Annotated in this window: 25 protein-coding genes, 1 tRNA gene and 1 pseudogene; 21 read left to right on the top strand and 6 right to left on the bottom strand. The window is 39.9% G+C overall.

The genetic code is table 11. The features are described from left to right. Positions 1-10 precede the first annotated feature (10 nt). From hisH to glyS, 7 genes are all read left to right on the top strand, one after another. Positions 11-637, top strand: coding sequence for an imidazole glycerol phosphate synthase subunit HisH (gene hisH / locus IGI52_RS09655; RefSeq protein ID WP_172702072.1), 627 nt, complete (start codon positions 11-13; stop codon positions 635-637). Continuing rightward, entirely contained in the window at positions 634-1,356 is a 723-nt protein-coding gene (gene hisA / locus IGI52_RS09650; protein WP_048718209.1) for a 1-(5-phosphoribosyl)-5-[(5-phosphoribosylamino)methylideneamino]imidazole-4-carboxamide isomerase, read from the top strand. The genes hisH and hisA overlap by 4 nt, the downstream gene beginning before the upstream one ends. Then, positions 1,353-2,111, top strand: a complete 759-nt coding sequence (hisF, locus tag IGI52_RS09645) for an imidazole glycerol phosphate synthase subunit HisF (RefSeq protein WP_438781174.1) — start codon at positions 1,353-1,355, stop codon at positions 2,109-2,111. The genes hisA and hisF overlap by 4 nt, the downstream gene beginning before the upstream one ends. A gap of 10 nt (positions 2,112-2,121) precedes the next feature. Next, on the top strand, positions 2,122-2,754 hold the full coding sequence (hisIE, locus tag IGI52_RS09640; protein WP_438781173.1) for a bifunctional phosphoribosyl-AMP cyclohydrolase/phosphoribosyl-ATP diphosphatase HisIE: 633 nt from the start codon (positions 2,122-2,124) through the stop codon (positions 2,752-2,754). A gap of 25 nt (positions 2,755-2,779) precedes the next feature. Continuing rightward, positions 2,780-3,607, top strand: a complete 828-nt coding sequence (locus IGI52_RS09635; RefSeq protein ID WP_127979551.1) for a histidinol-phosphatase — start codon at positions 2,780-2,782, stop codon at positions 3,605-3,607. Between the two features lie 515 nt (positions 3,608-4,122). Beyond that, complete coding sequence (gene glyQ / locus IGI52_RS09630) at positions 4,123-5,010, top strand: glycine--tRNA ligase subunit alpha (RefSeq protein WP_049220060.1); 888 nt, start codon at positions 4,123-4,125, stop codon at positions 5,008-5,010. A 1-nt stretch (position 5,011) separates the two neighbouring features. Next, positions 5,012-7,090 (top strand): glycine--tRNA ligase subunit beta, encoded by a 2,079-nt coding sequence (gene glyS, locus IGI52_RS09625; RefSeq protein WP_438781172.1) that lies wholly within the window; start codon positions 5,012-5,014, stop codon positions 7,088-7,090. A 32-nt stretch (positions 7,091-7,122) separates the two neighbouring features. On the opposite strand, the gene IGI52_RS09620 is transcribed toward glyS, so the two are convergent. The 4 genes and pseudogenes from IGI52_RS09620 to IGI52_RS09605 all read right to left on the bottom strand — a co-directional run bounded on the left by IGI52_RS09620 (position 7,123) and on the right by IGI52_RS09605 (position 11,580). Beyond that, entirely contained in the window at positions 7,123-8,064 is a 942-nt protein-coding gene (locus tag IGI52_RS09620; protein ID WP_016181336.1) for an AEC family transporter, read from the bottom strand. Positions 8,065-8,176: 112 nt separating this feature from the next. Beyond that, complete coding sequence (locus tag IGI52_RS09615) at positions 8,177-10,111, bottom strand: fructose-bisphosphatase class III (RefSeq protein ID WP_049220055.1); 1,935 nt, start codon at positions 10,109-10,111, stop codon at positions 8,177-8,179. A gap of 14 nt (positions 10,112-10,125) precedes the next feature. Then, on the bottom strand, positions 10,126-10,938 hold the full coding sequence (locus tag IGI52_RS09610; RefSeq protein WP_016181338.1) for a pyruvate, water dikinase regulatory protein: 813 nt from the start codon (positions 10,936-10,938) through the stop codon (positions 10,126-10,128). An 11-nt stretch (positions 10,939-10,949) separates the two neighbouring features. Then, positions 10,950-11,580, bottom strand: a pseudogene (locus IGI52_RS09605) (helix-turn-helix transcriptional regulator). Positions 11,581-11,825: 245 nt separating this feature from the next. Between IGI52_RS09605 and IGI52_RS09600 the strand changes: the two are divergent. The 10 genes from IGI52_RS09600 to IGI52_RS09555 all read left to right on the top strand — a co-directional run bounded on the left by IGI52_RS09600 (position 11,826) and on the right by IGI52_RS09555 (position 18,525). Next, positions 11,826-11,897, top strand: a tRNA-Glu gene (locus IGI52_RS09600). A gap of 123 nt (positions 11,898-12,020) precedes the next feature. Beyond that, positions 12,021-13,073 (top strand): 1-aminocyclopropane-1-carboxylate deaminase/D-cysteine desulfhydrase, encoded by a 1,053-nt coding sequence (locus tag IGI52_RS09595; protein WP_438781171.1) that lies wholly within the window; start codon positions 12,021-12,023, stop codon positions 13,071-13,073. A gap of 98 nt (positions 13,074-13,171) precedes the next feature. After that, complete coding sequence (locus IGI52_RS09590) at positions 13,172-13,420, top strand: hypothetical protein (RefSeq protein ID WP_438781170.1); 249 nt, start codon at positions 13,172-13,174, stop codon at positions 13,418-13,420. A 161-nt stretch (positions 13,421-13,581) separates the two neighbouring features. Continuing rightward, positions 13,582-13,791: a helix-turn-helix transcriptional regulator gene (locus IGI52_RS09585; RefSeq protein ID WP_016181342.1), complete on the top strand. Its 210-nt coding sequence runs from the start codon at positions 13,582-13,584 to the stop codon at positions 13,789-13,791. After that, positions 13,788-14,258, top strand: a complete 471-nt coding sequence (locus IGI52_RS09580) for a hypothetical protein (protein WP_016181343.1) — start codon at positions 13,788-13,790, stop codon at positions 14,256-14,258. The genes IGI52_RS09585 and IGI52_RS09580 overlap by 4 nt, the downstream gene beginning before the upstream one ends. Positions 14,259-14,339: 81 nt before the next feature. Continuing rightward, entirely contained in the window at positions 14,340-14,756 is a 417-nt protein-coding gene (locus IGI52_RS09575; RefSeq protein WP_438781169.1) for a hypothetical protein, read from the top strand. 193 nt (positions 14,757-14,949) lie between these two features. Then, positions 14,950-15,423: a hypothetical protein gene (locus tag IGI52_RS09570; RefSeq protein WP_016181345.1), complete on the top strand. Its 474-nt coding sequence runs from the start codon at positions 14,950-14,952 to the stop codon at positions 15,421-15,423. A gap of 4 nt (positions 15,424-15,427) precedes the next feature. After that, positions 15,428-16,642, top strand: coding sequence for an efflux RND transporter periplasmic adaptor subunit (locus IGI52_RS09565; protein WP_127979545.1), 1,215 nt, complete (start codon positions 15,428-15,430; stop codon positions 16,640-16,642). Then, positions 16,643-17,329, top strand: a complete 687-nt coding sequence (locus IGI52_RS09560; RefSeq protein WP_016181347.1) for an ABC transporter ATP-binding protein — start codon at positions 16,643-16,645, stop codon at positions 17,327-17,329. It abuts the gene before it with no gap. After that, on the top strand, positions 17,326-18,525 hold the full coding sequence (locus tag IGI52_RS09555; RefSeq protein WP_016181348.1) for an ABC transporter permease: 1,200 nt from the start codon (positions 17,326-17,328) through the stop codon (positions 18,523-18,525). Before IGI52_RS09560 ends, IGI52_RS09555 begins: the two co-directional genes overlap by 4 nt. A gap of 819 nt (positions 18,526-19,344) precedes the next feature. Here IGI52_RS09555 and yidC read toward each other — a convergent pair. Continuing rightward, positions 19,345-20,277 (bottom strand): membrane protein insertase YidC, encoded by a 933-nt coding sequence (yidC, locus tag IGI52_RS09550; protein ID WP_048721625.1) that lies wholly within the window; start codon positions 20,275-20,277, stop codon positions 19,345-19,347. A gap of 105 nt (positions 20,278-20,382) precedes the next feature. Next, positions 20,383-20,655, bottom strand: coding sequence for an acylphosphatase (locus IGI52_RS09545; RefSeq protein WP_438781168.1), 273 nt, complete (start codon positions 20,653-20,655; stop codon positions 20,383-20,385). 117 nt (positions 20,656-20,772) lie between these two features. Between IGI52_RS09545 and IGI52_RS09540 the strand changes: the two genes are divergently transcribed. The 4 genes from IGI52_RS09540 (at position 20,773) to efp (ending at position 23,801) form a co-directional block, all read left to right on the top strand. Further along, positions 20,773-21,534 (top strand): TrmH family RNA methyltransferase, encoded by a 762-nt coding sequence (locus IGI52_RS09540; protein ID WP_438782244.1) that lies wholly within the window; start codon positions 20,773-20,775, stop codon positions 21,532-21,534. Between the two features lie 134 nt (positions 21,535-21,668). Beyond that, positions 21,669-22,166: an HD domain-containing protein gene (locus tag IGI52_RS09535; RefSeq protein ID WP_034876793.1), complete on the top strand. Its 498-nt coding sequence runs from the start codon at positions 21,669-21,671 to the stop codon at positions 22,164-22,166. Positions 22,167-22,432: 266 nt separating this feature from the next. Then, positions 22,433-23,065 (top strand): YczE/YyaS/YitT family protein, encoded by a 633-nt coding sequence (locus tag IGI52_RS09530; protein WP_311863644.1) that lies wholly within the window; start codon positions 22,433-22,435, stop codon positions 23,063-23,065. A 172-nt stretch (positions 23,066-23,237) separates the two neighbouring features. After that, positions 23,238-23,801: an elongation factor P gene (gene efp / locus IGI52_RS09525; protein ID WP_016181355.1), complete on the top strand. Its 564-nt coding sequence runs from the start codon at positions 23,238-23,240 to the stop codon at positions 23,799-23,801.

The raw sequence follows: 23,801 nt of genomic DNA, 5'->3' as shown, positions 1-23,801 counted from the left end.
GGGGAAGCCTATGCTAGCAATTATTGATTATGGTGTCGGCAATCTCTTTAGTTTGTCGCGCTCATTGGAGTATTTGGGAGTAGAATGTCAGATTACACGTTCGTTAAATGAATTGAAAGCGGCCGATCGAATCATTTTACCGGGGGTTGGAGCATTTGGCGATGCACGAAAAAAACTAGAAGAATTGTCTTTAGTTGAGCCGATTCAGGAGCTGGCAGCTTCCGGCAAGCCATTTCTTGGGATTTGCTTAGGGATGCAGCTCTTATTTGATAAAAGTGAAGAGTTTGGAGAGCATCCTGGTTTAGGCTTGATTCCAGGGCGAATTGTCTCAATGCGTGAAGCATTTGATCAAGTGGATATCGATCTAAAGGTTCCACAGATTGGTTGGAACAAGCTAGATATACGAAATACAGAGTGTCCGTTGGTTAAATCATTGGGTCCTAATGATTTTGTCTATTATGTTCATAGCTACTTTGCAACGGATTGTCAAGAGCATCTGGTCGCCGACAGCGAATACGGACTCTCTATCCCAGGGATCGTACAAAATAAAAATGTCTTCGGTACACAATTCCACCCAGAAAAAAGTGGAGAAGTCGGCTTGAATATTCTAAAAGCATTTACGGAGGTACCGGTATGAAAATTTTCCCAGCAATTGATCTTTTAGATGAGAAAGTTGTGCGCTTATATCAAGGTGATTATCAGCAAAAAGAGGTATTTGGCGATGATCCAGTGGCTTTTGCTCAATCTTTTGAAAAAGCGGGTGCTAAGTATCTGCATCTTGTTGATTTGGACGGCGCTAAGGCCGGAAAGCTGCACTATTTTGGGATCGCTAAAAAAATCGTTGAAAACACAAATTTATTTGTAGAAGTTGGTGGAGGAATCCGTGACGAGGAAACTATTGAGCATTGTTTGTCCGCAGGTGTCGACCGTGTGATTCTTGGGACGATCGCTCAAAAAGATCCTGAGTTTACTCAAGCGATGCTGAAAAAGTACGGAAGTAAAATCGCGATCGGTGTCGATGCGAAAGATGAGAAGGTCGCAGTCGAAGGCTGGCTGGAAAAAACGGAGACAGATGCGTTTGAATTTTGTCAGCAACTTGTTGAATGGGGCGCTGAAACGATTATCTTTACTGAAATCTCTCGTGATGGTACTGGTGAGGGAATCAATCTGCCATTATATGAAAAGCTCAATCAGTTGAATATTGAAATTGTGGCTTCTGGCGGTGTCGCATCACTAAAGGATATTGAAGGCTTGAAGCAGTTGGGAATTTCCAGTGCGATTGTAGGAAAATCACTATACAATGGTAGCTTAAAGCTAGAGGATGTTTTAGCAGTCGGTGAGGAGGATGACCAATGATCGCAAAGAGAATCGTACCATGTTTAGATGTTCGAGATGGGCGTGTGGTTAAAGGTGTGAATTTTGCTGGTTTGCAGGATGTCAATGATCCCGTGACTTTAGCTCGTTTTTACAATGAACAAGGAGCAGATGAGCTGGTTTTTTATGATATTACAGCTTCAGCAGAGGAACGCGGCTTGTTCACTGATATTTTAAAAGGTGTCGCTTCAGAAGTTTTTATCCCTCTAACTGTTGGCGGTGGAATTAATGAGGTATCTGACTTTGAACGGGTCTTGAATTGCGGCGCGGATAAGGTCAGCGTTAATTCAGGCGCGATTCGTCGTCCGCAGCTGATTGAAGAAGGTGCAAAACGCTACGGCAGTCAGTGCGTCGTCTTATCTGTGGATATTCGACGCGTTGGCGATCAATGGCACGTTTTTGCTAAGGGCGGTCGTGAAGATACGGGATTAGAGGCCTTAGACTGGATTCGTCAGGGTGAGCAGTTAGGCGCGGGGGAATTAGTCATCAACAGTATGGATACCGATGGTGTGAAGCAGGGATTTGATTTGGAGTTGTTGCAAGCCGTTAGTGAAATCACAGCATTACCAATCGTGGCTTCTGGTGGTGCCGGAAAAAGTGAAGATTTTATTGAGTTATTTCAGTTGCCAAAAATTGAGGCGGGGCTTGCTGCATCGATTTTCCATTATGGCGAAGTAAAAATTCCAGATTTGAAAAAACAATTGATGGCGGAAGATATTCCTGTCCGGATCGTTTAGGGGGCATATGATGACTGAACTAAAATTTGACGAAAAAGGGTTAATCCCTGTAATCGTGCAAGATGCTGAAACCAATGAGGTATTGACTTTGGCGTATATGAATCAAGAAAGCTATGAATTAACATTAAAGGATCAGCTTATGACCTTTTATTCTCGCAGTCGTAAAGAATTATGGCGTAAAGGCGAGACCAGCGGCAATTATCAGCATTTGGTTTCATTGAAGCTGGATTGCGATCAGGATGCGCTGGTTGCGAAGGTCAAAAAAGATGGTCCGGCTTGTCACACTGGTGCAGAAAGCTGCTTCAATGAAGTATTATACGGTGAAGATACGCAGGCAACGATATATACGTTGTACGAATTGATTAAAGGACGTAAAGAGATACCACAGGAAGGCAGTTATACGAGTTACCTGTTTGAAAAAGGTATCGAGAAGATTCTGAAAAAAGTTGGAGAAGAATCAACGGAAGTCGTGATCGGCGCCATGAAGGAAGATTATAATGAAACTGTTTTTGAAATCTCTGATTTGGTGTATCATGTTCTTGTATTAATGGTGGAGATGGGAATCGATTTGGCACAAGTACGCCAAGAGCTGGAAAATCGCCACGTTGTTGATAAAAAAGTCAAACAGGAACGGATGCAGTAGAATCCGAAATTTAGGAGGTTCAGCGATGTTCTATTCAAATGCGCACACTCACAGTACGTGGTGCGATGGCAAAGATAGTTTAGAAGATATGGCACAAGCCGCAATTGAATTAGGTTTTACGGATCTGGGATTTACTTGTCACTCACCGGCCCTGTTTGATCCTAGCTGTCTTGGGGTACAGAATGAAGTGACGTATCAAACTGCTTTACGCAAGCTCAAGAAAACATTAGCGGGAAAGCTAAATATCAGTTTAGGCTTGGAATGGGATTATTACAGTGCCGATCCAATTGATGGCTATGATTATACTGTTGGCTCCGTACATTATTTTCCACCACGTCAAGGGATTTTTCGCAGCGTGGATGAAAGTCCGGAAAGTTTGATGAAAACCTTAAATGAGTGGTATCGAGGTGATCAGATGCAGATGGTGCGTGACTATTATGATACGGTGGTAAGACATATTGATCAGAATCATTCGGAAATCGTGGGTCATTTTGATTTGATTACGAAATTTAATGAAAAGCAGCCTTGGCTGGATGAAGACAGTGTGGAGTATCAGGCGATTGCTTCGAAGGCTCTGAATGATGTGATCGACATTATTCAAACCTATGATGGAATGGTGGAGATCAATACGGGGGCAATTTCTCGGAATTGGCGTACGACGCCTTATCCCAATCCTTTCCTGCTGAAGCTTTTAAAGAAAAGAGACTGTCCGATTATTATCACCAGCGATAGTCATGAAACATCGACCTTGACGTGTCATTTTCCTGAAACGGTTGAATTATTAAAAACGATCGGTTTCACAGAAACGATGCAATTAAAGGATGGGATTTTTCAAGCGATTCCTTTTGACTAGCCATTTTAAGGAATTCATTTTCGATTGGAACTGAATTTGCTAACCAATGTACACAGAAAGATTTGACAAAAGGGGTCTGGTGTCGCTATTATAGAACCAAGTTGAATAGGTGCGAGGATCAAATTTAAAAATTTGTGGAAAACACAGCGAGTCAGGGATAGTGGAAGCCTGAAAGGGAAACAAATTTTGTTGGCGTTTGTGAGCACATTTAGTGAAAGCTGCCAAGCAACTGCTTGGAAGTAGGGTGGAACCGCGTTGATACGTCCCTATGTCGATTATTTCGGCATAGGGACTTTTTTGCGAGTTGCCAGTTGCACTTTTCGCAGTTTATATGGTGAAAGAAGAAAACAATGGTTTTGAACAAATTTGTGATCAAGGTTATTAGTGCAATGGTATGCGTACGAAAATAAGCTCATTTTTCCTGTTTTTGGAAAAATGAATTTCCTTCAAATGAGCTAGCCACCCTGCAAGTCAAAAGATAAATAAACTTCAATAATAAACCAGGAGGAAACAGAATGAGCAAATTAACAGTGCAAGAAATGATTTTATCGTTACAAAAGTTTTGGTCAGACAATGGCTGTATGCTGATGCAGGCCTACGATACAGAAAAGGGAGCGGGAACGATGAGTCCCTACACCTTCTTACGGGCGATCGGACCTGAACCATGGCGTGCGGCATATGTAGAGCCTTCACGTCGTCCAGCTGATGGACGTTACGGCGAAAATCCCAATCGTTTATATCAGCATCACCAATTCCAAGTAGTAATGAAGCCTTCTCCCAAAAATATCCAAGAGTTGTATTTAGACAGCTTACGTTTATTGGGAATTGACCCGTTAGAGCACGATATCCGTTTTGTAGAAGACAACTGGGAAAATCCTTCAATGGGTTGTGCTGGTGTTGGTTGGGAAGTCTGGCTTGATGGAATGGAAATTACTCAGTTCACGTATTTCCAACAAGTTGGCGGTTTGCAGGTCAACCCAGTGACTTCTGAATTGACTTATGGTTTGGAACGTTTGGCTTCTTATATTCAAGAAGTCGACAGTGTGTATGATTTGGAATGGAGCGACGGCGTTAAATACGGCGAAATCTTTAAGCAACCAGAATATGAGCATTCAAAATATTCATTTGAAGAAAGTAATCAAGATATGCTTTTAGAGAATTTTGAAAAATTTGAAAAAGAAGCGAAACGCTGTATTGATGAAAATCTAGTGCACCCAGCTTATGATTACATTTTGAAATGCAGCCATACCTTTAACCTGTTGGATGCACGCGGGGCTGTTTCAGTCACTGAACGTGCGGGCTACTTGGCTCGTATCCGTAACATGGCTCGCTCTGTTGCGAAGATATTCGTGGCTGAACGGGAAAAACTAGGCTTCCCATTATTGAATCAGGAGGGCAAATAAGATGGCGAAAAATCTACTATTAGAAATTGGTTTAGAAGAAATGCCAGCCCACGTGGTTTGGCCAAGTATCAAACAACTAGAAGAAAAAGTTTCGAAGTTTTTAGCAGAGAACAGCTTGACCTTCGAATCCATTGAAACCTTTTCAACTCCTCGTCGTTTGGCGATCCGAGTAACCAATATTCCTGATCGTCAAGAAGACGTGCAAGAAGAAGTCAAAGGTCCAGCAAAGAAAATCGCGTTAGATGCGGAAGGAAATTGGAGCAAAGCAGCAGAAGGGTTTGTCCGCGGGCAAGGTCTAACAACTGATGCAATCACTTTCCGTGAAGTCAATGGTGTGGAATATGTCTATGTGACAAAATATATTCACGGAAAAGAAAGTAAAGAAGTTTTGACTGGCTTATTAGATGTTGTGAAGAGCATGAATTTCCCAACCATGATGCATTGGGGCGATACGATGTTTGAATACGTTCGTCCGATTCATTGGATCATCGCATTGTTGGATGAAGAAGTAATTCCATTTGAATTACTGGATGTTCAAACAGGTCGCATAACAGAAGGTCATCGTTTCTTAGGTGATCAAGTTGCATTAGCCAATCCAAGCGAATACGAAGCAAAATTAGAAGAACAATTTGTGATTGCAGATGCTCACAAGCGTCAACAGATGATCGTAAACCAAATTGAAGAAATCGCTGAGAAGAATAAATGGGTGATCAATCTTGATCCTGATTTATTAGAAGAAGTAACGAACTTAGTGGAATATCCAACCGCATTTGTTGGCGATTTCGAAGAGCGTTTCCTATCGGTTCCTGAAGAAGTGCTGGTTACCTCCATGAAGGAACACCAACGTTACTTTGAAATTCGCAACCAAGCGGGAATGCTATTGCCGCACTTCATTTCTGTTCGTAACGGAAACAGTGTGAAACTAGATAACGTCATCAAAGGAAATCAAAAAGTCTTGGCTGCACGTTTGGAAGACGGTGAATTTTTCTTTGAAGAGGATAAGAAATTATCGATTGAAGACTGCGTTGAAAAATTGAAGAACGTAACTTTCCACGAAAAAATCGGTAGCATGTATAAAAAAATGCAGCGTGTCGGTTTAATCAGTCAAGTCATTGGAAAGCGAGTCGGCTTGAGCGAGGAAGAATTAACTGATTTGAAGCGGGCGTCAGAAATCTATAAATTCGATTTAGTGACGAACATGGTGAATGAATTCCCAGAATTACAAGGAATCATGGGTGAAAAATACGCCTTGCTGAAAGGGGAAAAACCTGCCGTTGCCACCGCGATTCGTGAGCATTACATGCCGATTTCTTCAGAAGGTGATTTGCCAAAAACAGCGATTGGTGCAGTTTTAGCGATCGCTGACAAGATTGACAGCGTACTAGGCTTCTTCGCTGTAGGAATGATTCCAAGCGGCTCAAATGATCCTTACGCATTGCGTCGTCAAACATACGGAATTGTCCGGATTGTCGAAGCACAAGGCTGGACCTTCCCGTTCACCGATATGCAAGGGGCGATCGTCGACGCTGTCAACGAGGATGTTTTGGATTATGGAATCCATTTCAACCGCGATCAAAAAGAATTCATTGAGTTCTTTAAGGGACGTATCCGTCAACGGCTGCAAATCTACAATGTCCGGCATGATATTATCGATGCGGTATTGGATTCACACCAGGATGATTTAGTCCAAGTTTTCAAGACAGCTCAAATCTTTGATGAGCATTTGACCGATGAGCACTTTAAAGAAGCGATGGAAGCTTTGACACGTGTAATTAACCTAACGAAGAAAATGGAACCAGATGTTATTACCTACAAGGTCGATCCTAAGCTGTTTGAAAATGAAACAGAAGAAGAATTGTACGTTGCAGTGAAAGAGGCCGAAGATCAATTCGCAAACCAAAGCATGGCTGAAAACTATCAAACCTTGACGAATTTGCGCCCAGTGATTGAACGGTATTTCAATGAAACCATGATTATGGTAGAAGATGAAAAAGTACGTGATAATCGCTTGAATCAATTAGCGATCATCACTCGTATGACAAATGCGTTAGCAAGTATCGATAAAATTATTACGAAATAATAGAAAGCCTTCGAGTTTGCGCTCGAAGGCTTTTATAGTATCAATTTTAATAATAATGGAATATACGCGAGATATAATAGCACTGAATAACCCAATGAAGAAGCCGCGAACTTCTGATCGGCACCATAGGAACGTGCCAGAATGGGGACAGAGTTTTGAACCGGCATCGCTGCTTGAATGATAAAGACAGAGAGCATCAAAGGCGGTACACTGATCCATTGTCCTAATAACCATACAATTAACGGAGAGATAACATATCGACCAACGATGACACCAATAATGTCTTTATTTAAAGTCAGATTTTTGATTCCCACATTATAGACGATGATCCCGATGACAAACATTGATAAGGGTGTCGTTAAATTAGCTAGATAGCTTAAAAAGGTTGCAATGGAATCTGGAACAGTAATGTTAACCAAGACTGCACACAACCCAAGCAAAAAACCTAACAGTGCTGGAGAGAAAATCTTTTTCAAAATTGGTATTAGATGGAAATTGACTGTGGCCTGTTCAATTTGAGGATTGTCGCGGGCAATAAAGTAAATACCCAAGGTCCAAAAGATCGTTGTATTGACGATGTAATAGAGCAGGACATAAGGAACTGCTTGTTCACCGAAGATTGCCAAATTAATCGGCAATCCAATAAAAATCGTATTAGAGCAAGTGAACATTGTAGAAAAAATTCCTTTACGAGCAGGAGTAATCCGAAAGATGCGACAATAGGCAAAGCTCACAACAAATGTTAGCAGCATAGAAATTAGTGGAATGATCATCCCACTGACAAGATGCAGAAATTCTGATCGGGAAAAATTTTTCGTGATTGTCAAAAACATATTACAGGGCAATGCAATCTGTAAGACCAGTTTTGAAAAAGCATCGCCGATTTGATTAGAGAACCACTGCTTGTATGTCAGCACATAGCCGATAAACATTAAAACAAAAATAAAAAAGATATTAATATATGCGGAAACCATTTTTTCACCTCGCATCTATTATACAGAAAAAAGTGGGTGTCATCAATTGTTGATGACACCCGCTTTATCTTTCTATTTCAGCAAGTTTAGAAAATAATTTATTAACAGTAAGCTAGTTGTCGTTATGTTCTTGATAATTCAACAACCCAGATAGATTTTCGATCTGTTCTTCCAAACTATCGCCGACTGTCGTATCTTTGATCAGGATGCGTTTCAGATCTCTGTCGATCACCCGTTTCAAGGAAGTTTCATCAGCCTGCTTGGCTAATAGGCTTTCGACGGATTCAAATGGATCATGAGTAACCAGCTGGAAGCCGTAGGAATTATTCAGTAACGAATAACCAGCGATTCCCGTGGTCTTCTGATACGCTTTAGAAAGTCCGCCGTCAATTACAAAGAGCATTCCTTCACCCTTAATTGGTGATTCGCCATCTTGAACCTTAACTGGTGTATGACCGTTGATAATTCGTGAATTTGGCGAATATAGAGCAAATTCCTCTAGAATCATTTGACAAGTCTCATGAGTATCGCGAAATTTATAGTAAGGGTTTTTGATTTCCTTATGAGTTTTTTTGTCGGCGATGAAATAACGCTCGAACGTCGTCATGGCGCTCTTGCCAAACTGGGGCGAAATCTTGCCGGTCCAGCAATTCCAGATCCAATCAGCAGCTGGACTATCCGTTTGCTGACTTTGACATCCAGTACGAATTTGCTCTTCAAAGAAATTTAAAAGGTCTTTGCCGGCATAATCTTTTCCATCGACAGTCAATGGTAGGAAGCTGCCGTCGGCTTTTAGCGGCAGACAACCATGAAAGAGCAGATGTTGATTGTATACAAGATACATTGAGCCCTTATTCAAGAGCAGCTGCATGTGCTCTTGCATTTTGGTCGATTGCTGGAAGGAAGCCAGCAGCATATCCACCACATAATCTTCCTGCTTAGTCAAAGCATGAACATCCTCTTGCAAGGTTTGGAAGCAGCTGCCTTGCAGCGGATAGTCCTTTCCAGCTAAATGAACTGTATTTTTATCGAAATCAATCTTTTCAAACAACAACCGATCATCCATTTGAAATTCAGGATGACGTTTGATCAATTGGCCTTCCAATTTAAATTGCAGGATCGACAAGGCTTGATGGACTTTCTCTAAGCTGTCTAAGCTTTCAATCGAATAACTTTCACTGCTGTTTTTTTCCTTCGGTGTGAAAATCGGATTCTTTTCGTAATGCTCCTCTGCATACATGAATAGCGGCCGCAGATTCAGCGCATATGCCTGTTCGATTTCATATAGATAATTATAACGCGCAGCAATTCGCAATAAAGTCATTAAACAAGCGCGAGAGCCCGCGTAAGCCCCCATCCAGAGAATATCATGATTTCCCCACTGAATATCGACAGAAGGATGCTGACACAGCTTATCCATGATCTTATCCGCCTCTGGTCCTCGATCATAGATATCACCAACGACATGGAGATGATCGACTACTAGACGTTGGATGCTCTGACATAGGGCGATAATAAATGTCCGACCTTGTTCTAAATCTAAAAGGTGGGCAAGAATCTGATCGAAGTAGGCTGCCTTGTCAGAGTAATTTGTATCGGTATACATCAATTCTTCAATGATATAGGCATAACGCTTAGGAAGTGCCTTTCTTACTTTTGAGCGTGTATACTTGGTCGAACAAAAGGCCAGCAGTTCTAATAGCTGACGGATTTTTTTTCGATACCAAGAGCGATCTCGATACGCATAAAACTCTTTATCATCTAATGCTTCACGTGGATAGGCCACTAAAATTGTTAGCTTATCTTTTTCGTGCTCCGTCAGACGATCTCCAAAGAGCAGGCTGATTTTCTCCTTGATGTTGCCGGCACCAGTGCGCAGGATATGATCAAAGGCGGTAAACTCCCCATGAATATCACTGATGTAAAGTTCGGTTCCTTTGGGCAAATGCATGATGGCTTCTAAGTTGATGAGTTCAGTCATGATTGCCTCCTTGGTACTAAATTCTTTTTCCAACATTTGATAATATTTTTCACGGGTTGATAGCATAACGTGCTCCCCTTTTATAAGCGATTATCCAAATGCTCACAAATCAATGTCGCTGATTCTTCAATCGATTTGTTAGTAACATCCAGAGTAAAGGCACCCAGTTCATCATATACACTCAAGGCGTAATCTACTTCTTCTTTGATCCGATTGATATCTGAATAGCGTGAATTTTCAGCTAAGCCTAAGGAGTTCAAACGGCTCATACGGATTTTCTTCTGAACTTCTGGTTCGATCATCAAACCAACAATTTTCTCTTTCGGAACGTGTTTGATTTGTTCAGGTAGAGGAACTTCCGGTATTAAAGGAAGGTTCGCCACCTTCAAACGATTATTCGCTAAATACATGCTTAACGGAGTCTTCGAGGTCCGTGAAATACCCAGCAAAACAAGATCAGCCTCCAAAAAGCCCTTCGCATCTTTTCCATCATCATATTTCACCGCGAATTCGATTGCTGCGACACGGTCGAAATACTCTTGATTCAGTTTGTGAACAACGCCGGCTTTTTGCAACGGAGCCACACCGGTTTTTTGATGAACGATATCCATGAATTGGCTCATCAAATTAATGTATTGCAGACCTGTCCGTTCACCGAAATCTTCGACAATTTTAGTCAAATTTTCGCTGACTAAGGTTGTTACCACAACGGCACTGTCTTTCAAGGCATCGCCTAAAATACTTTTCAATTCTTCTTCATCTTTTGTAAACGGAAAACGATAAGACAAATCAAAATTGACTGTAGGGAACTGAGCTGCTGCGGCATTAACTATTTTCAGCGAAGTCTCGCCGACTGAATCAGAGATCATGTATAATGGTACACTTGTTTTCATTGTTTTCGCTCCTATCGATTGGTTTCAGTTTGTTTTGCTTGCTGCATGATATAATTAAAAATACGTGATTTCGTAATTTTTCCGATCACTTTTTTCGGATCGTCTTCACTGACTACAGGCAGTGAATCAACTTGATAATCAAGTAAGACTGCGCCAGCTTCTAAGATCGTGTAATCCTTCGTGCATGTTTGCAGATGCGGTGCACGTGTCATAACGACCGCCACTGGTGTATTTTGCAGATTGCTGTTCAATGATGCACGCAATAAATCTTTGCGCGACAATAACCCGACAAGATGCTGTTCTTTGTCGGTCACATAAATCGAGCCAACGTCATACATAAACATATTAGTGATCGCATCATGAATCCGAAGTGTCTTGTGGCGTTAGCAGAGGTGACAGCATGATCTCTTCAACTTTGACAGAAAAGATTTTGTCGAACAGAAATTGTTCGATGCCCACACCTGTGTAGGTGTAACCAACTTTTGGGCTTGCTTCCAAAATTCCTGCCATCGTTAAGAAGGAGAGATCTGTACGTAAAGTAGCATGCGAGATTCCTAAGTGATCGGCGATTTTTTCGCCACTTAGCGGTTGATCGCGTTTGACGATCTCAATAATTTTCTCTTGCCTTTGTGATAGATTCATAGGTCCTCCTAGTAATGCATTCGTTCTTCTGTGAGAAAAAATGAATTGGTTTTTTCTTTTAATTGTCATTGAGAAGATGCTTCAAAAATTCAATGACTTGAATACACACCCTATTATACACGTAATAACTATATAAACAACATGATTGATTAAATAAACACATATTTAAAAATTTCAGAAATAAAAGGGGTATTGCTTTCTAAAAAAAGAGTTTAGCAGTATAATTCTTTTTGTTGATATGAAATAACCCGTTAGTCAAGGGGTCAAGACGCCGCGTTCTCAGCGCGGAGGCACGGGTTCAAATCCCGTACGGGTTATATCTAGAGTTGATATCCAGTTGGGTATCGACTCTTTTTTTTTGTTCATTTTTCTAGTGCATGTGAAAGAATTTGTACTATATACTATAGGTAGTAAAACATAACTAGGCGAGGAGGAACAACATGGAAGCTGCGAGTGTAAAACGACTGTTAGAGCAAAAATCCAAAGCAGAATTGGGCTTTTATCCGACACCCTTTTATCGGTTAACTAATTTGTCTAAAAAGCTAGGAGTCAATTTGTTTATCAAGCGAGAAGATTTTTCCGGCCAGAGTCTATTTGGCGGCAACAAGATCAGAAAGCTCGAGTATCTGATCGGAGATGTTAAAGAACAAGGCGCAGAATATGTTTTTACCTTCGGAGCAACTCAATCCAATCATGCGATGCAAACAGTCGAAGCCTGTCGTAAAGAAGGGTTGAAGCCAATTCTATATTTAGTTGCTTATGTTGAACCTGATGAGCAGGATCTTCGCAGTAATTTATTGCTGGATCGAATTTTGGGAGCAGAGGTACATGTCATTTTGAAAAATCCCGGTGAGACAGAGGCGGAAATGAGTGCTCGTTCTGTCAAACTAGCACGAGAGCATATGGATAAATTAGCAAAAGAAGGGCATAACTGTTACGAGATTCCCATGGGCGGCGCTAGTTCGATCGGTTCAGTCGGTTTTATCGATGGATTTGTAGAACTTGCAGAGCAAGCCGCAGATACGGGAGTAGAATTTGATTACTTGGTTCATGCAACTGGATCAGGGGGAACGATGGCAGGATTAGTCGCCGGAAAGAAATTATTGAATCATCCCATACGGATTTTCTCTTTTGATGTGATCGGTCATGATTCCAGTTATTTAGACAGTTCAGCGAAATTAGGAAACGAAAGCTTAGTGTGGCTAGGAGCAAAGGCTTGCTTAACAGCTGAAGACTTTGAGCATGACAATCAGTATTTTCTTCCTGGCTATGAAATGCCAAGTGAGGCAGGAAATGATGCGATTCGACTATTAGCAAGAGAAGAGGGACTGTTTCTAGACCCTGTTTACTCTGGCAAGGCCTTTGCGGGCATGTTGGATTATATTGAAAAAGGCAAGATTCCGCAAGGTAGCAACGTGATTTTTCTGCATACAGGTGGAGCCACAGCACTATTTGCAGAAAAAGAAATTTTGGGGAATTTATTGGATAAATAATTATTCGATTGGGGGAATAGGAAATGAGTAAAAAGGTGGTTTGGATCTGGTCGACAAATGCGAATTAAGGTACCAGAGGATTTGCGACTACATTTGGCATGTTAGTCAGACCTTATAAATATCAAAAAGAAGTTCGAGAAGCTTTAGCACCAGAGTGGGAAGTTGAGTTTATCAGCGATGATATTTCGGAAGATGAAATACCTAAAGGTGATGCTACTGTTTGCAGTCGAGCCATGGATATCTATCTAGACAAAGACAGATATCACAACCTTGTGGTGATCCCTGAGCTGGAGCTTATGCAGTATGATTATTCAGCGATTAAGGAGAGGATCGCTGAGTATCTGTAGAAGTTATTTTCTTTCTATATAAAAATAATTTTATATTGATTATTGAACCATTCACAAAAGGGATGGTTCTTTTTTTGTAAAGATATCTTTACTTATTTATTTGTGAGAAAGGAGTATTCTCTATGTAAAGATATCTTTACAAAAAGATCGAGAGGATAAAAATGAACGTTCATAATAAAATCAGAGCAATCCGTGAATCAAAAAAAATTCCTCAAAAGAAAATGGCTGAGGAGTTAAATGTTTCCCGTCAAACAATGACTGCGATTGAAACGATGAAGTACAATCCCAGTTTGGAATTAACACTAAAGATTGCTCAGTATTTTGAAATGCCAGTAGAAGAAATTTTTCAGTTGAAGGAGGAAGAAAAATGAAACTTTTTACAGTAGCCATCATAAATCTCATTGGATTTCCACTATTATTTTTTGGTTTTATCTCCTTTATTCCATTTTGTTTTTCAGTGAAAAATATTGTAACTGGACGTATAACTAATGAACAGAATAAGAAAATGGTTGCTGAAGCATCGTTGGTTAGTATCGGAACTATTTTATTGTTAATTATTATTCATTGGAAGTTGCCTGAGTTATTGCCAAAAGATTTGCGACAATTTCTTTTACCAGGGAATCAATATTTTATTGCAATAATCGGTAATATGACTTTGGATATTCACAGTATTCTCTTTTATTCAGCGGTAATAGGATTCGTTTATAAACTTAAAGAAGTTCAGTATGGAATAATATCCAAGAATTTCTTTTTTAGAAAGAAATTCTTACCAGTGATCGCTGTGTCAATGCTGTGCACTTTTTTACCAAATCTTATTGATTTATTAATGAAAGCATAAATTGTTATTATCCCACTTTTTGTAGAAATAGACATTTTGTGGAAGAAGGACTTTAAAAAATTATATAGAGGAGATTTGATAATGATTAGAATGACTATGGCTGTTATCTTTTGTGTGGTAAGTGTTTATTCATTTATTGGTATTTTTACATTATTTAGAGTTTTAGTTAGATTTAAACAGTATGATGAGTTAGAAATGAAAGCTATTATCGAGACGTTAGCAATGAGCATGGTAATTATTTTAGTTGTGAATTTTGGACAATTGATTCTATCATTTATAACTCCTTACGATTGGGCACCTTTTATTTTTTCTGGAAGCTCTTTGGCTTTGATCGGTAATACTCCTTTGCATTTTGATAGTTTCTTTTTTGACTGTTCAATACTTGGCATTAGTTATATGGTTAGACGCCATCATTTTGGATTAATAAAAGTGAAAAACATCTTGATTCCAATTATTATTATTCTAATTTTTATTCTTATGCCTCTGATGCTTCATTAACAAAATAGATACCATCACTATCGGCAATATTTTTTCTTTTCACGCGTTCAAGACAAAATAATCTATTTTTAAGATCATTCTTCAAAATCGGGTGAAATTAATAGTATAATGAAAATAACTTTTTGTAATGTTCGCTTAGGGTTGTCGCAACATTTACACAAATAGTTAAAAATTGTTAAGTTGGAGTGATTAGATGGAAAAGCATTTGAAGAAAGCAAAAACATGGAACATGGTATTGATTATTTTAGGGTTGATTTCGGTGGTATCATCGGTGGTTGGGTTACCCAAATCGTTAAATCCGAAGCTGAGTGATTACGAAATGATGGGCTCAATGGCTCAGGAGATGTTCGATTATGCAAATAATCCGCTAATAAAAGGAATCTCAGTGTTGTCTTTAGTAATTTCGATCGTTTTGTTGGTTTTCTATTTCATCGCGAATAAGAAGTTAGCAGATGAGATTATCCCAGCAAAATTTCCATACTATATTAAAATTGGTTGGAGTCTTTTAAGTTCAGCGATTGGTTTCATGATGCAGCCAAAAATACAAATGGAAGGGATGGATTTCTCTTTTATGACGACTGTTATTGGGATAGTCTTCCAGATTGTTTTCCTAATACCGGCAATCTTAGTCATTGTTCATCTATTTAAAGCAGAACCAGAGGAGTAGCAGAATGAGAAAGAAAAAATTGACGAAAAAGCAAAAGATCCGTTGGAGTATTCTAGCCGGAGTGCTTGCGCTAGTGCTATTTATTGGCGCATTTGTTTACTCTCAAACAAAAAATTCAACTGTTAAAGATAACAAATACAAAGCAGTTACACTGAAAAAATCTGATCCCTTGACCTTCAATGGGATTGTGGAAGCAACGCATACACAGGATTATTACTTTGACCAAACGCTAGGCAAGATTTCTGAGATCAATGTTCAGGATGGACAGGAGGTAGAGCAAGGCGCTACGTTGCTGAGCTATACGAATACTGAATATCAGGAACAAGCGGACGAGCAGAGCACGAATCTAGACAAGCTCTATCTCGCTGTTTCAAATGCGCAAGAAAGTCTGGCAATCGCACAGGACAAGCAAGCAAAAGAGCAGCAGAAATTAAACGACGCAACGGCAAACTATAATAACACCAATGAAAATAGTGAAGAAGGAGCCGCCAAAAAAGAGCAATACAAGCAAGAAATAACACAATACGAAAGCAGTGTTGATGCTGCGGCTGATGCCGTTGTTCAAGCGAGACAAGCACTAGAAAGTGCCAATGTTGAGCTGAATTCAGCATCACAAAGCGTAACGAAAATGCAAGGGAAAGTTAGCTCCACCGTTGCTAGTGCGACAAAGGGAACAGCCTACATCAATGAAAAGGGCAAGAATGATCCTTCTGTTCCAGTTGTGAAGGTGGTTAGTAATGAGGTCACGATCGAAGCAAAGGCTTCTGAATATGATTATCCGCAGGTCCATCAAGACGCGTCAGTGACCATAAAACCAATCACAACAAATCAAGAGATCGCCGGAACTATTACACATGTAAATAAGCTACCGGATCAAGCAGAAGCGACTAGTCAGGCTGGAACAGCTGGTGGCAGTTCAACTAGCTCAGTCTCTAACTATAGCTTCATCGTAAAGCCAACTGAAGAACTACAGTATGGCTACAATGTTCAAGTGGTTCTTCCGCTGAATGAGATTCGTCTGCCTAAAAAAGCAGTGAAGAAAACAGGTGATACCAAATATGTTTTTGCTTACCGCAACGGAAAAGTTCATGAGGTTACGATTCAAGCAGAGGATAAGGGCGATTACTTCATTTTGAAGGATGGTCTAAAAGATGGCGATCGTATCATTTCAAATCCTGACAAATCATTACGTGACGGTCAGGAATTGGCGGTGGATTAAATGATCGAACTAAAAAATATCAACAAGTATTATCGCAACGATGAGGAGTCGCTGCACGTTTTAAAGGACATCAATCTAAAAGCGGATGCCGGTGAAATGATCGCGATCATGGGACCCTCTGGCTCAGGGAAATCAACCTTGATCAATTTGCTGGGCTTTATTGATACGAAATTTGAGGGTCAGTATTTATTCGAAGAAGAGAATCTAGTCGCTACGACCGATGATCGCTTATCTAAAACCCGCAATCAAATGGTTGGTTTTGTTTTCCAAAATTTTAGTTTGATCGAGAACTATACTGTTTATGAAAATGTGGAGCTGCCATTGCTTTATAATGGTCATGGTTTTCATCAGACTAAGGAAAAAGTGATGTCGGTTTTAGAGAAGGTCGGAATTGCGGATAAGGCTGAAAAGCGCCCGCGCCAACTTTCAGGTGGTCAACAGCAACGGGTGGCGATTGCTCGGGCACTGATTAATCAGCCAAAGTTCATTATTGCAGATGAACCGACCGGCGCGTTGGATACTCATACTTCAAATGAAATAATGGAGCTTTTTAAAGAACTGAATCGTCGCGATCATGCGACAATCTTTCTGGTTACCCACGATCCAGAGGTAGTACCATATTGTACACGCTTAGTTAAAATCAGAGATGGTGCAATCACTGAAGACAAGGCGGTGATCGAAGAATGAAATTTTATGTAAATTGGCGTTCTTCTCTTGGTTCGATCTTTAAGAATAAGAAACGTAGCGCACTGACGATGTTCGGGATCGTGATCGGGATTGCAGCAGTGATTGCTATCTTATCTATCGGTCGCGGCTTTGAACGAGACACGATCGCCAGTCTAACTGACGATGAATCGGATCAATTGAAGGTTGATATTAATTTTATCCCGGGTAATGACGCGTTGTACTACTCAAATGTCGATATGATTCAAGCTTCTGATTTGAGCATCTTGAGAGATGTCGAGGGCGTAGAATCTGCTGACTATCCAAAAAATGATTTAACCTATATCTACAAGGAAGTTAAGATAAAGGATAAAACAAAGAACTATCGGATCGGCGTTGTCTCGAATAGCGGTGATTCTGTCAGCTATGGTCGTGCCATCAGTGCTTACGATAATCAAACCCAGAATAAAGTTGTGACGATTGACGCCAGCTTAGCCAAAGAAATTTTCGGATCAGCCCGTAGCGCAGTTGGCCGTGGTTTCGAATTGGATAATCAAGTTTTTACGATTGTCGGTGTTTTTCCAGCAGGTGCTGAAGAAACGATGTTTTCAGAAGGAACTACCAAAATTTTATTGCCGCGTCAAACTTACATCCACTTTTTTGGAAATGAGCAGGATACGAGTGCGGTGGTTCTGACCTTAGCCGACGGGAGTCAGCTGAATAAAGTTGCTGATCGTGCCATTAAGAAGCTAGAATCAGCTGGTGCGATGCGACAGCAAGGCGAATACCATGTTTCTAATATGGCGATGATGACAGATGGTATCAGTGAGGTGTTAAGCAGCATTACACTCTTCATTAGTGCTGTTGCAGGAATTTCACTGTTCATCGCGGGAGTCGGTGTCATGAATATGATGTACATCTCTGTGTCAGAGCGAACAAAAGAAATCGGGATTCGCCGAGCTTTGGGCGCCACGCGCGGCGCGATCCGACTACAATTCTTATTAGAAGGAATGACGTTGACTTTAGTTGGGGGGATTATTGGCTATCTATTGGGAATGATCGTTGCTTATGCGATTGGTAATGTAATGGATATTTCAGTGTCTGTTGATCTGTTTACCGTTGCTTTAGCAGTCGGTGTTTCAAGTGGTATCGGGTTAATATTCTCTGTAATGCCGGCCTCAGAAGCAGCCAAGAAAGATTTGATCGATATTTTGAGATAAAGGATGCCTTGATTTTCTCAATTAAGTTGCTATTAATGGAAATCGACTCATAAGTGTTCAGCGTCAAGAAATAAGAAGGACATTCCGAAATTTACCAAGAAACCCAGTGACATAGGAACTGATGATAAATAGATTTACTCAGTAATTCTCAAATTTTTATGAATTATCGGCTTATTTTTCGCCGATATTACGTGTGAGCTGCTGTTTATTTGCGAATAGGATCTTCCCCAAAAGACTTTTAGATTTTTGGGGAAGATCCCTTTTTTTCAAAATAAGAAATCTAGCGAACCCTAGACTTGTAGTTTTTCTTTAAGTGCTTCAGTTAATGTAGCAGAAAAGTTAATATCAGCTTTATTGCTCAAATCATTGAAATTATTAGTGTCTTCTTAAGTAATTTATTCTCAAATTTCTTGTGGTGAAATGCTAGATCCATTTTAATCAGGATCAACAGATCATCAGATGCTAATGAAATGCTATAGTGAGCAGAGGGAGTAGGAAAATCGTCTTATCATCCTCAGTATCAATGAGTCAACTGGCAAGTAAATCTTTTGCCGTATGGAGAGCTTCATGCATGTCTTGACTGAATGTAGTGGCGTTATTTAAGTCTGGAAATATGACGTTAATACCAGCATCTGCCAAATTGAATACAGCGTAATAAATCATCATGTGGATCAAGCCTTTCTAAATTTTGGATGTTGCATCTTATTTAAATCAGCTTGCTTAAAGATATTGGTTAGCTTTCCGACTGGATTATCCTTATGAACATGAAATGAAACGAAGAAAAACCATCGCCTCAAGCGATGGTTTTATCTGTATATGTTATTTACGTTGTTGTTTGCCGGCATTTCGTCCATTGCCGTTCTTATTGTTTTTATTCTTAGGTTGACTAACTTGTTTTGGTTTAATTGGTTCAGCCTTTTTGATGGGCTTTGTTACTACTTGTTTTGGTGGGTTTTTCTTCAATTCTTCTTGAATTTGTGCTTTGATACGAGGACGCATCAAGACATTGGTGATAAAGGTTTGAATACAACTAAAGACACCACCAACTACCCAATAAAGAGCCACTCCGGCAGGTGATGTGAAGGACATGAAGACAATCATCAATGGTGAAGCAATCATCATACTACGCATTGTCTTCTTCTGTTCCTCAGGCACACCGATTAGTGAAATGTAGCCTTGCAACAAGTAAGCGACCCCTACGAAAACAACGAGGAGATAGCTTGGTTTTGCCAAATCGATTCCGATGAACGTCGAGTGCTGGATACCTTCTGAGAAGCGAGCCGTGTAATAGAGTGCTGAGAAGATCGGCATTTGGATCAGTAAAGGCAGACAGCCCATACCGCCCATCATGCTGACATTATTCTCTTTGTAAACAGCTTGCATTTCCCGCTGTGCTTCCATTTGTTCTTCTTGTGTTGTTGCTTGTTTTACCTTTGCTTGAGCCGCATCGATCTGAGGTTTGATCGATTGCATTTTTTCAGATTGGATCAGAGATTTCTTTGATTGGTTAATCCCTAATGGCATAATGATTAGGCGAACAATAATCGTCAAAACGATGATTGCCAGTCCGTATGACCAATCGAAGCTGGTTACCATCCAATTAAGGAAATTCTCCAATGGGACAACAAGCATTCGATAGACAAGACCAGATGTATCTGGAGTCCCGTCACTATTTTGACGGACACAGCCCGATAATAGTAAAAGAACGCCCAATAGGCCGGAGCCTAAAAGCCAATTTTTAAATTTATTCATTTAATTCTTCCTCTGCTAATAAAAATTTATACAGGAAATACTATACTAGATAACACAGGCCTTTTCAATCAAATTCGAAAAAAGTCAGGGAACCTTGTCCTTTTTTTAATACACCACATTAAACTGCGTGTAGTCCTTAATGGTAGTATCTTCGTATTGTTCAATATGGGAAACTTTGGCAAAAGGATTTTGCGGTACTTTGAGCTTTTCCAAGAATTGATCCAATTGCTCTTTTGTTCCAACTGCTTCAATGGTGACACTGCCGTCATCTTCATTTTTCACTGTACCAGTCAGTCCAATCTCAATTGCCAGTTGATAGGTTGTATAACGAAAGCCGACACCTTGCACGCGTCCAGTCACATTTATATACTTCTTCATAAGAAAGCCTCCTATTAATTTATTTCTTATTCTCTATGATAGCGAGTTTTGCTGGTTGTTACAAGAATTCGCGTGCTATAATGACAAACGAAACGATAAATGAGTGAGGGGAACATGTTGAAAGAAATCCTATCAAGTAAAAATACATTAATCAAAGAAACAAAAAAATTGCAGCAAAAGAAATATCGTCAGCAAACACAAAGCTACCTATTAGAAGGCTTTCACTTAATCCAAGAAGCAAAGGCAGCCGATGTCATCCTGAAGGAAGTGTTTATCAGCCAACGTGGGTTAAAGGAGTGGTCTGAATGGATCGAAGAAAAGCTCACGGATTACTATTTGGTTTCTGATGAGGTCTTAAAAACATTAGCAAGTCAACCAACTCCGCAAGGGATAATTGCAGTTGCTGAGATGCCGCAAGAAGAGAAAGAAGATTATGCTGGTGCGTGGTTATTATTGGACAATGTTCAGGACCCAGGGAATGTTGGTACCATGATTCGGACTGCGGATGCGGCTGGCTTTACTGGTGTCATTTTAGGTAAAGGCAGTGCTGATCTATATAATCCTAAAACGCTTCGCAGCACACAAGGCAGCCTTTATCATTTGTCTGTCGGAGTTGGCGATTTAACAGAAGTAATTCCACAGTTTCAGCAAGCTGGAAGTTTAGTATTAGGAACAGCATTAGACAAAGAAGCGACGGATTATTTAAACGTTGAGAAAATGTCTGATTTTGCTCTTGTGATGGGAAATGAAGGTCAAGGGATGTCGGCAGAATTATTAGCGTTGACCGATCAAAATCTTTACATTCCAATCAAAGGGCAGGCAGAGTCTTTGAATGTTGCGATCGCCGCAGGAGTCCTAATGTTCCATTTACTTAAATAAGTCTTCACATTTTCGTAACTGTTATTAAGGAACCCTTAAACTTTTTTCACAAACTCATGGAAGCCTATTCAATGTTCGTGAGCCGTGATATAATGAGCGACAGAACGAAGAGAAGAAAAGGGGCTTTTTTATCCATGACAGAAAATTGGCGTGACGACGAAGAATACGTTTCTTATATTGAGGATTTACTAGCTACCGATGAAGTACAAAGACTAGCAGATTACACCCAACATATGAATTCAACACGATTGGAGCACTCTATTAGTGTTTCTTACAATAGCTACAAATTAGCAAAACAATTCAATGGCGATGCAAGAGCGACTGCTCGTGCCGGTTTATTACATGATTTGTTTTACTATGATTGGCGGACAACAAAATTTGATGAAGGTTCACATGCCTACATGCATCCACGCATCGCCGTGAAGAATGCAGAAAAAATCACCGAATTGTCTGACCTTGAACGTGATATTATTATTAAGCATATGTGGGGAGCAACAATCACTCCTCCAAAATATAAGGAAAGCTACATCGTAACGATGGTCGATAAATACTGCGCCATTAGAGAAGCCGCCGTTCCTTTAGTAGATAGATTTAATTCCTACAAAGCACGACTAAGAAAAGAATGGAACTAATAAAACAATTTTAGGCACCAAACAAAAACTTGTTTGGTGCCTTTTTTGTCAGTCACGCTTTTTGCAGTTTATTAGTGTTAATGCAGACGTTACTTAGTATAAGATATCTTGATTAAATAGGTTTAGCGTGATGATATGCGTACGAAGATAAATTTATTTTACACGGTTTTGTCAAAGGATTTACTTAGTAAGAGTTAGGCCGCAATCGCCTATATGAAGCTATTATTAAGGTTAGTAAAACAGTTTACTTGTTACAAGAATAGAAAGTGAGGGCGAAGCTTATCAAACCAAATATCACCAAACAGTTATTTTTTGCTGTAATAGGAACATTTATTGCAGCAGTCGGTATCCGTTTGATCGTTGTTAGTGGATTAGGAGCAGATGCGATCAGTACTTTAGTCTTAGGCATTTTACAGCATGTGCCATTGAAATTCGGAACGGTTAGCATGCTTTTCAATGGGATAATTTTAGTCATGGTTTTTTTCTATGACCGAAAGATGATCGGAATAGGAAGTATTATCAATAGCTTCGGGATAGGTTTTTGCTTGAATTTATTGGATTGGACAGGGATTTTGCATACAATTCCGGATGGAACGAGCTACTTGGTAATCATCATTGGTTCAATCGTATTTGGTTTCGGCACTGGTATTTATTTGTTAGCGGATTCAGGGTCGGCGGCTTATGAATCCTTGATGATTTTATTGAAGCGAATGCTAAAGAGTTCAGTCAAGGTTGCTCGAATTGTACTAGACGCTATTTTCTTTTTGACTGGGTTCCTTTTAGGCGGACATATTGGCTTAGGGACATTGATTGTTCTTTTATTAATGGGACCATCGTTGGAATTTACCTTGAACCAATTGCCAAAGCTAAAATTTTTCCGTGTGCAGGAAGCAAAATAATTGCTTTGAATTGTTTTTGATGGAGCAAATGATTTTTTCCTAGTAACTACAAGGGTTATTTGCTACAATGAATAAGGTTCATTTTATGGTAGATTTGGATCAGAATAACGATCCATCGAGTTTTCATAGTAGAGAATTCAAACATATAAAATAGGAATAGGAGTGCTTATTAATGATTTCAGCAAGCGATTTACGTGCTGGTATGACTTTTGTTCAAGACGGAAAGTTGATCAAAGTATTAGATGCTAGCCACCACAAACCTGGTAAAGGAAATACAGTTATGCGTATGAAATTACGTGACGTGCGTTCTGGTTCAACGTATGATACGACATTCCGTCCAGAAGAGAAATTTGAAAAAGCGATGATCGAAACGAAACCTGTGCAATATTTATACAGCCAAGATGATGTAGCGATTTTCATGGATTTAGAAACCTACGAACAATATGAAATTCCTGTAGGCACGATTGAAGAAGAAATGAAATACATTCTTGAAAACATGGAAGTTAAAATTCAATTCTTTGGTGACGAAGTGATTGGTATTACGTTGCCAACATCAGTTGTTCTGAAAGTCGTTGAAACACAACCATCAATCAAAGGAGCGACAGTTACTGGTTCTGGTAAACCTGCGACAATGGAAACAGGTTTAGTCGTGAATGTTCCTGACTTTATTGAAGAAGGCGAAATGCTTGAAATCAATACACAAGAAGGTACGTACCAAAAACGCGCGAATAAATAG

Origin of the sequence: Enterococcus sp. DIV0187 (assembly GCF_051713785.1) — a bacterium.
Lineage (GTDB): Bacteria > Bacillota > Bacilli > Lactobacillales > Enterococcaceae > Enterococcus_A > Enterococcus_A avium.
Note: the sequence above shows the minus strand (reverse complement) of the source record. Positions and strands in the feature narration are given on the sequence as shown.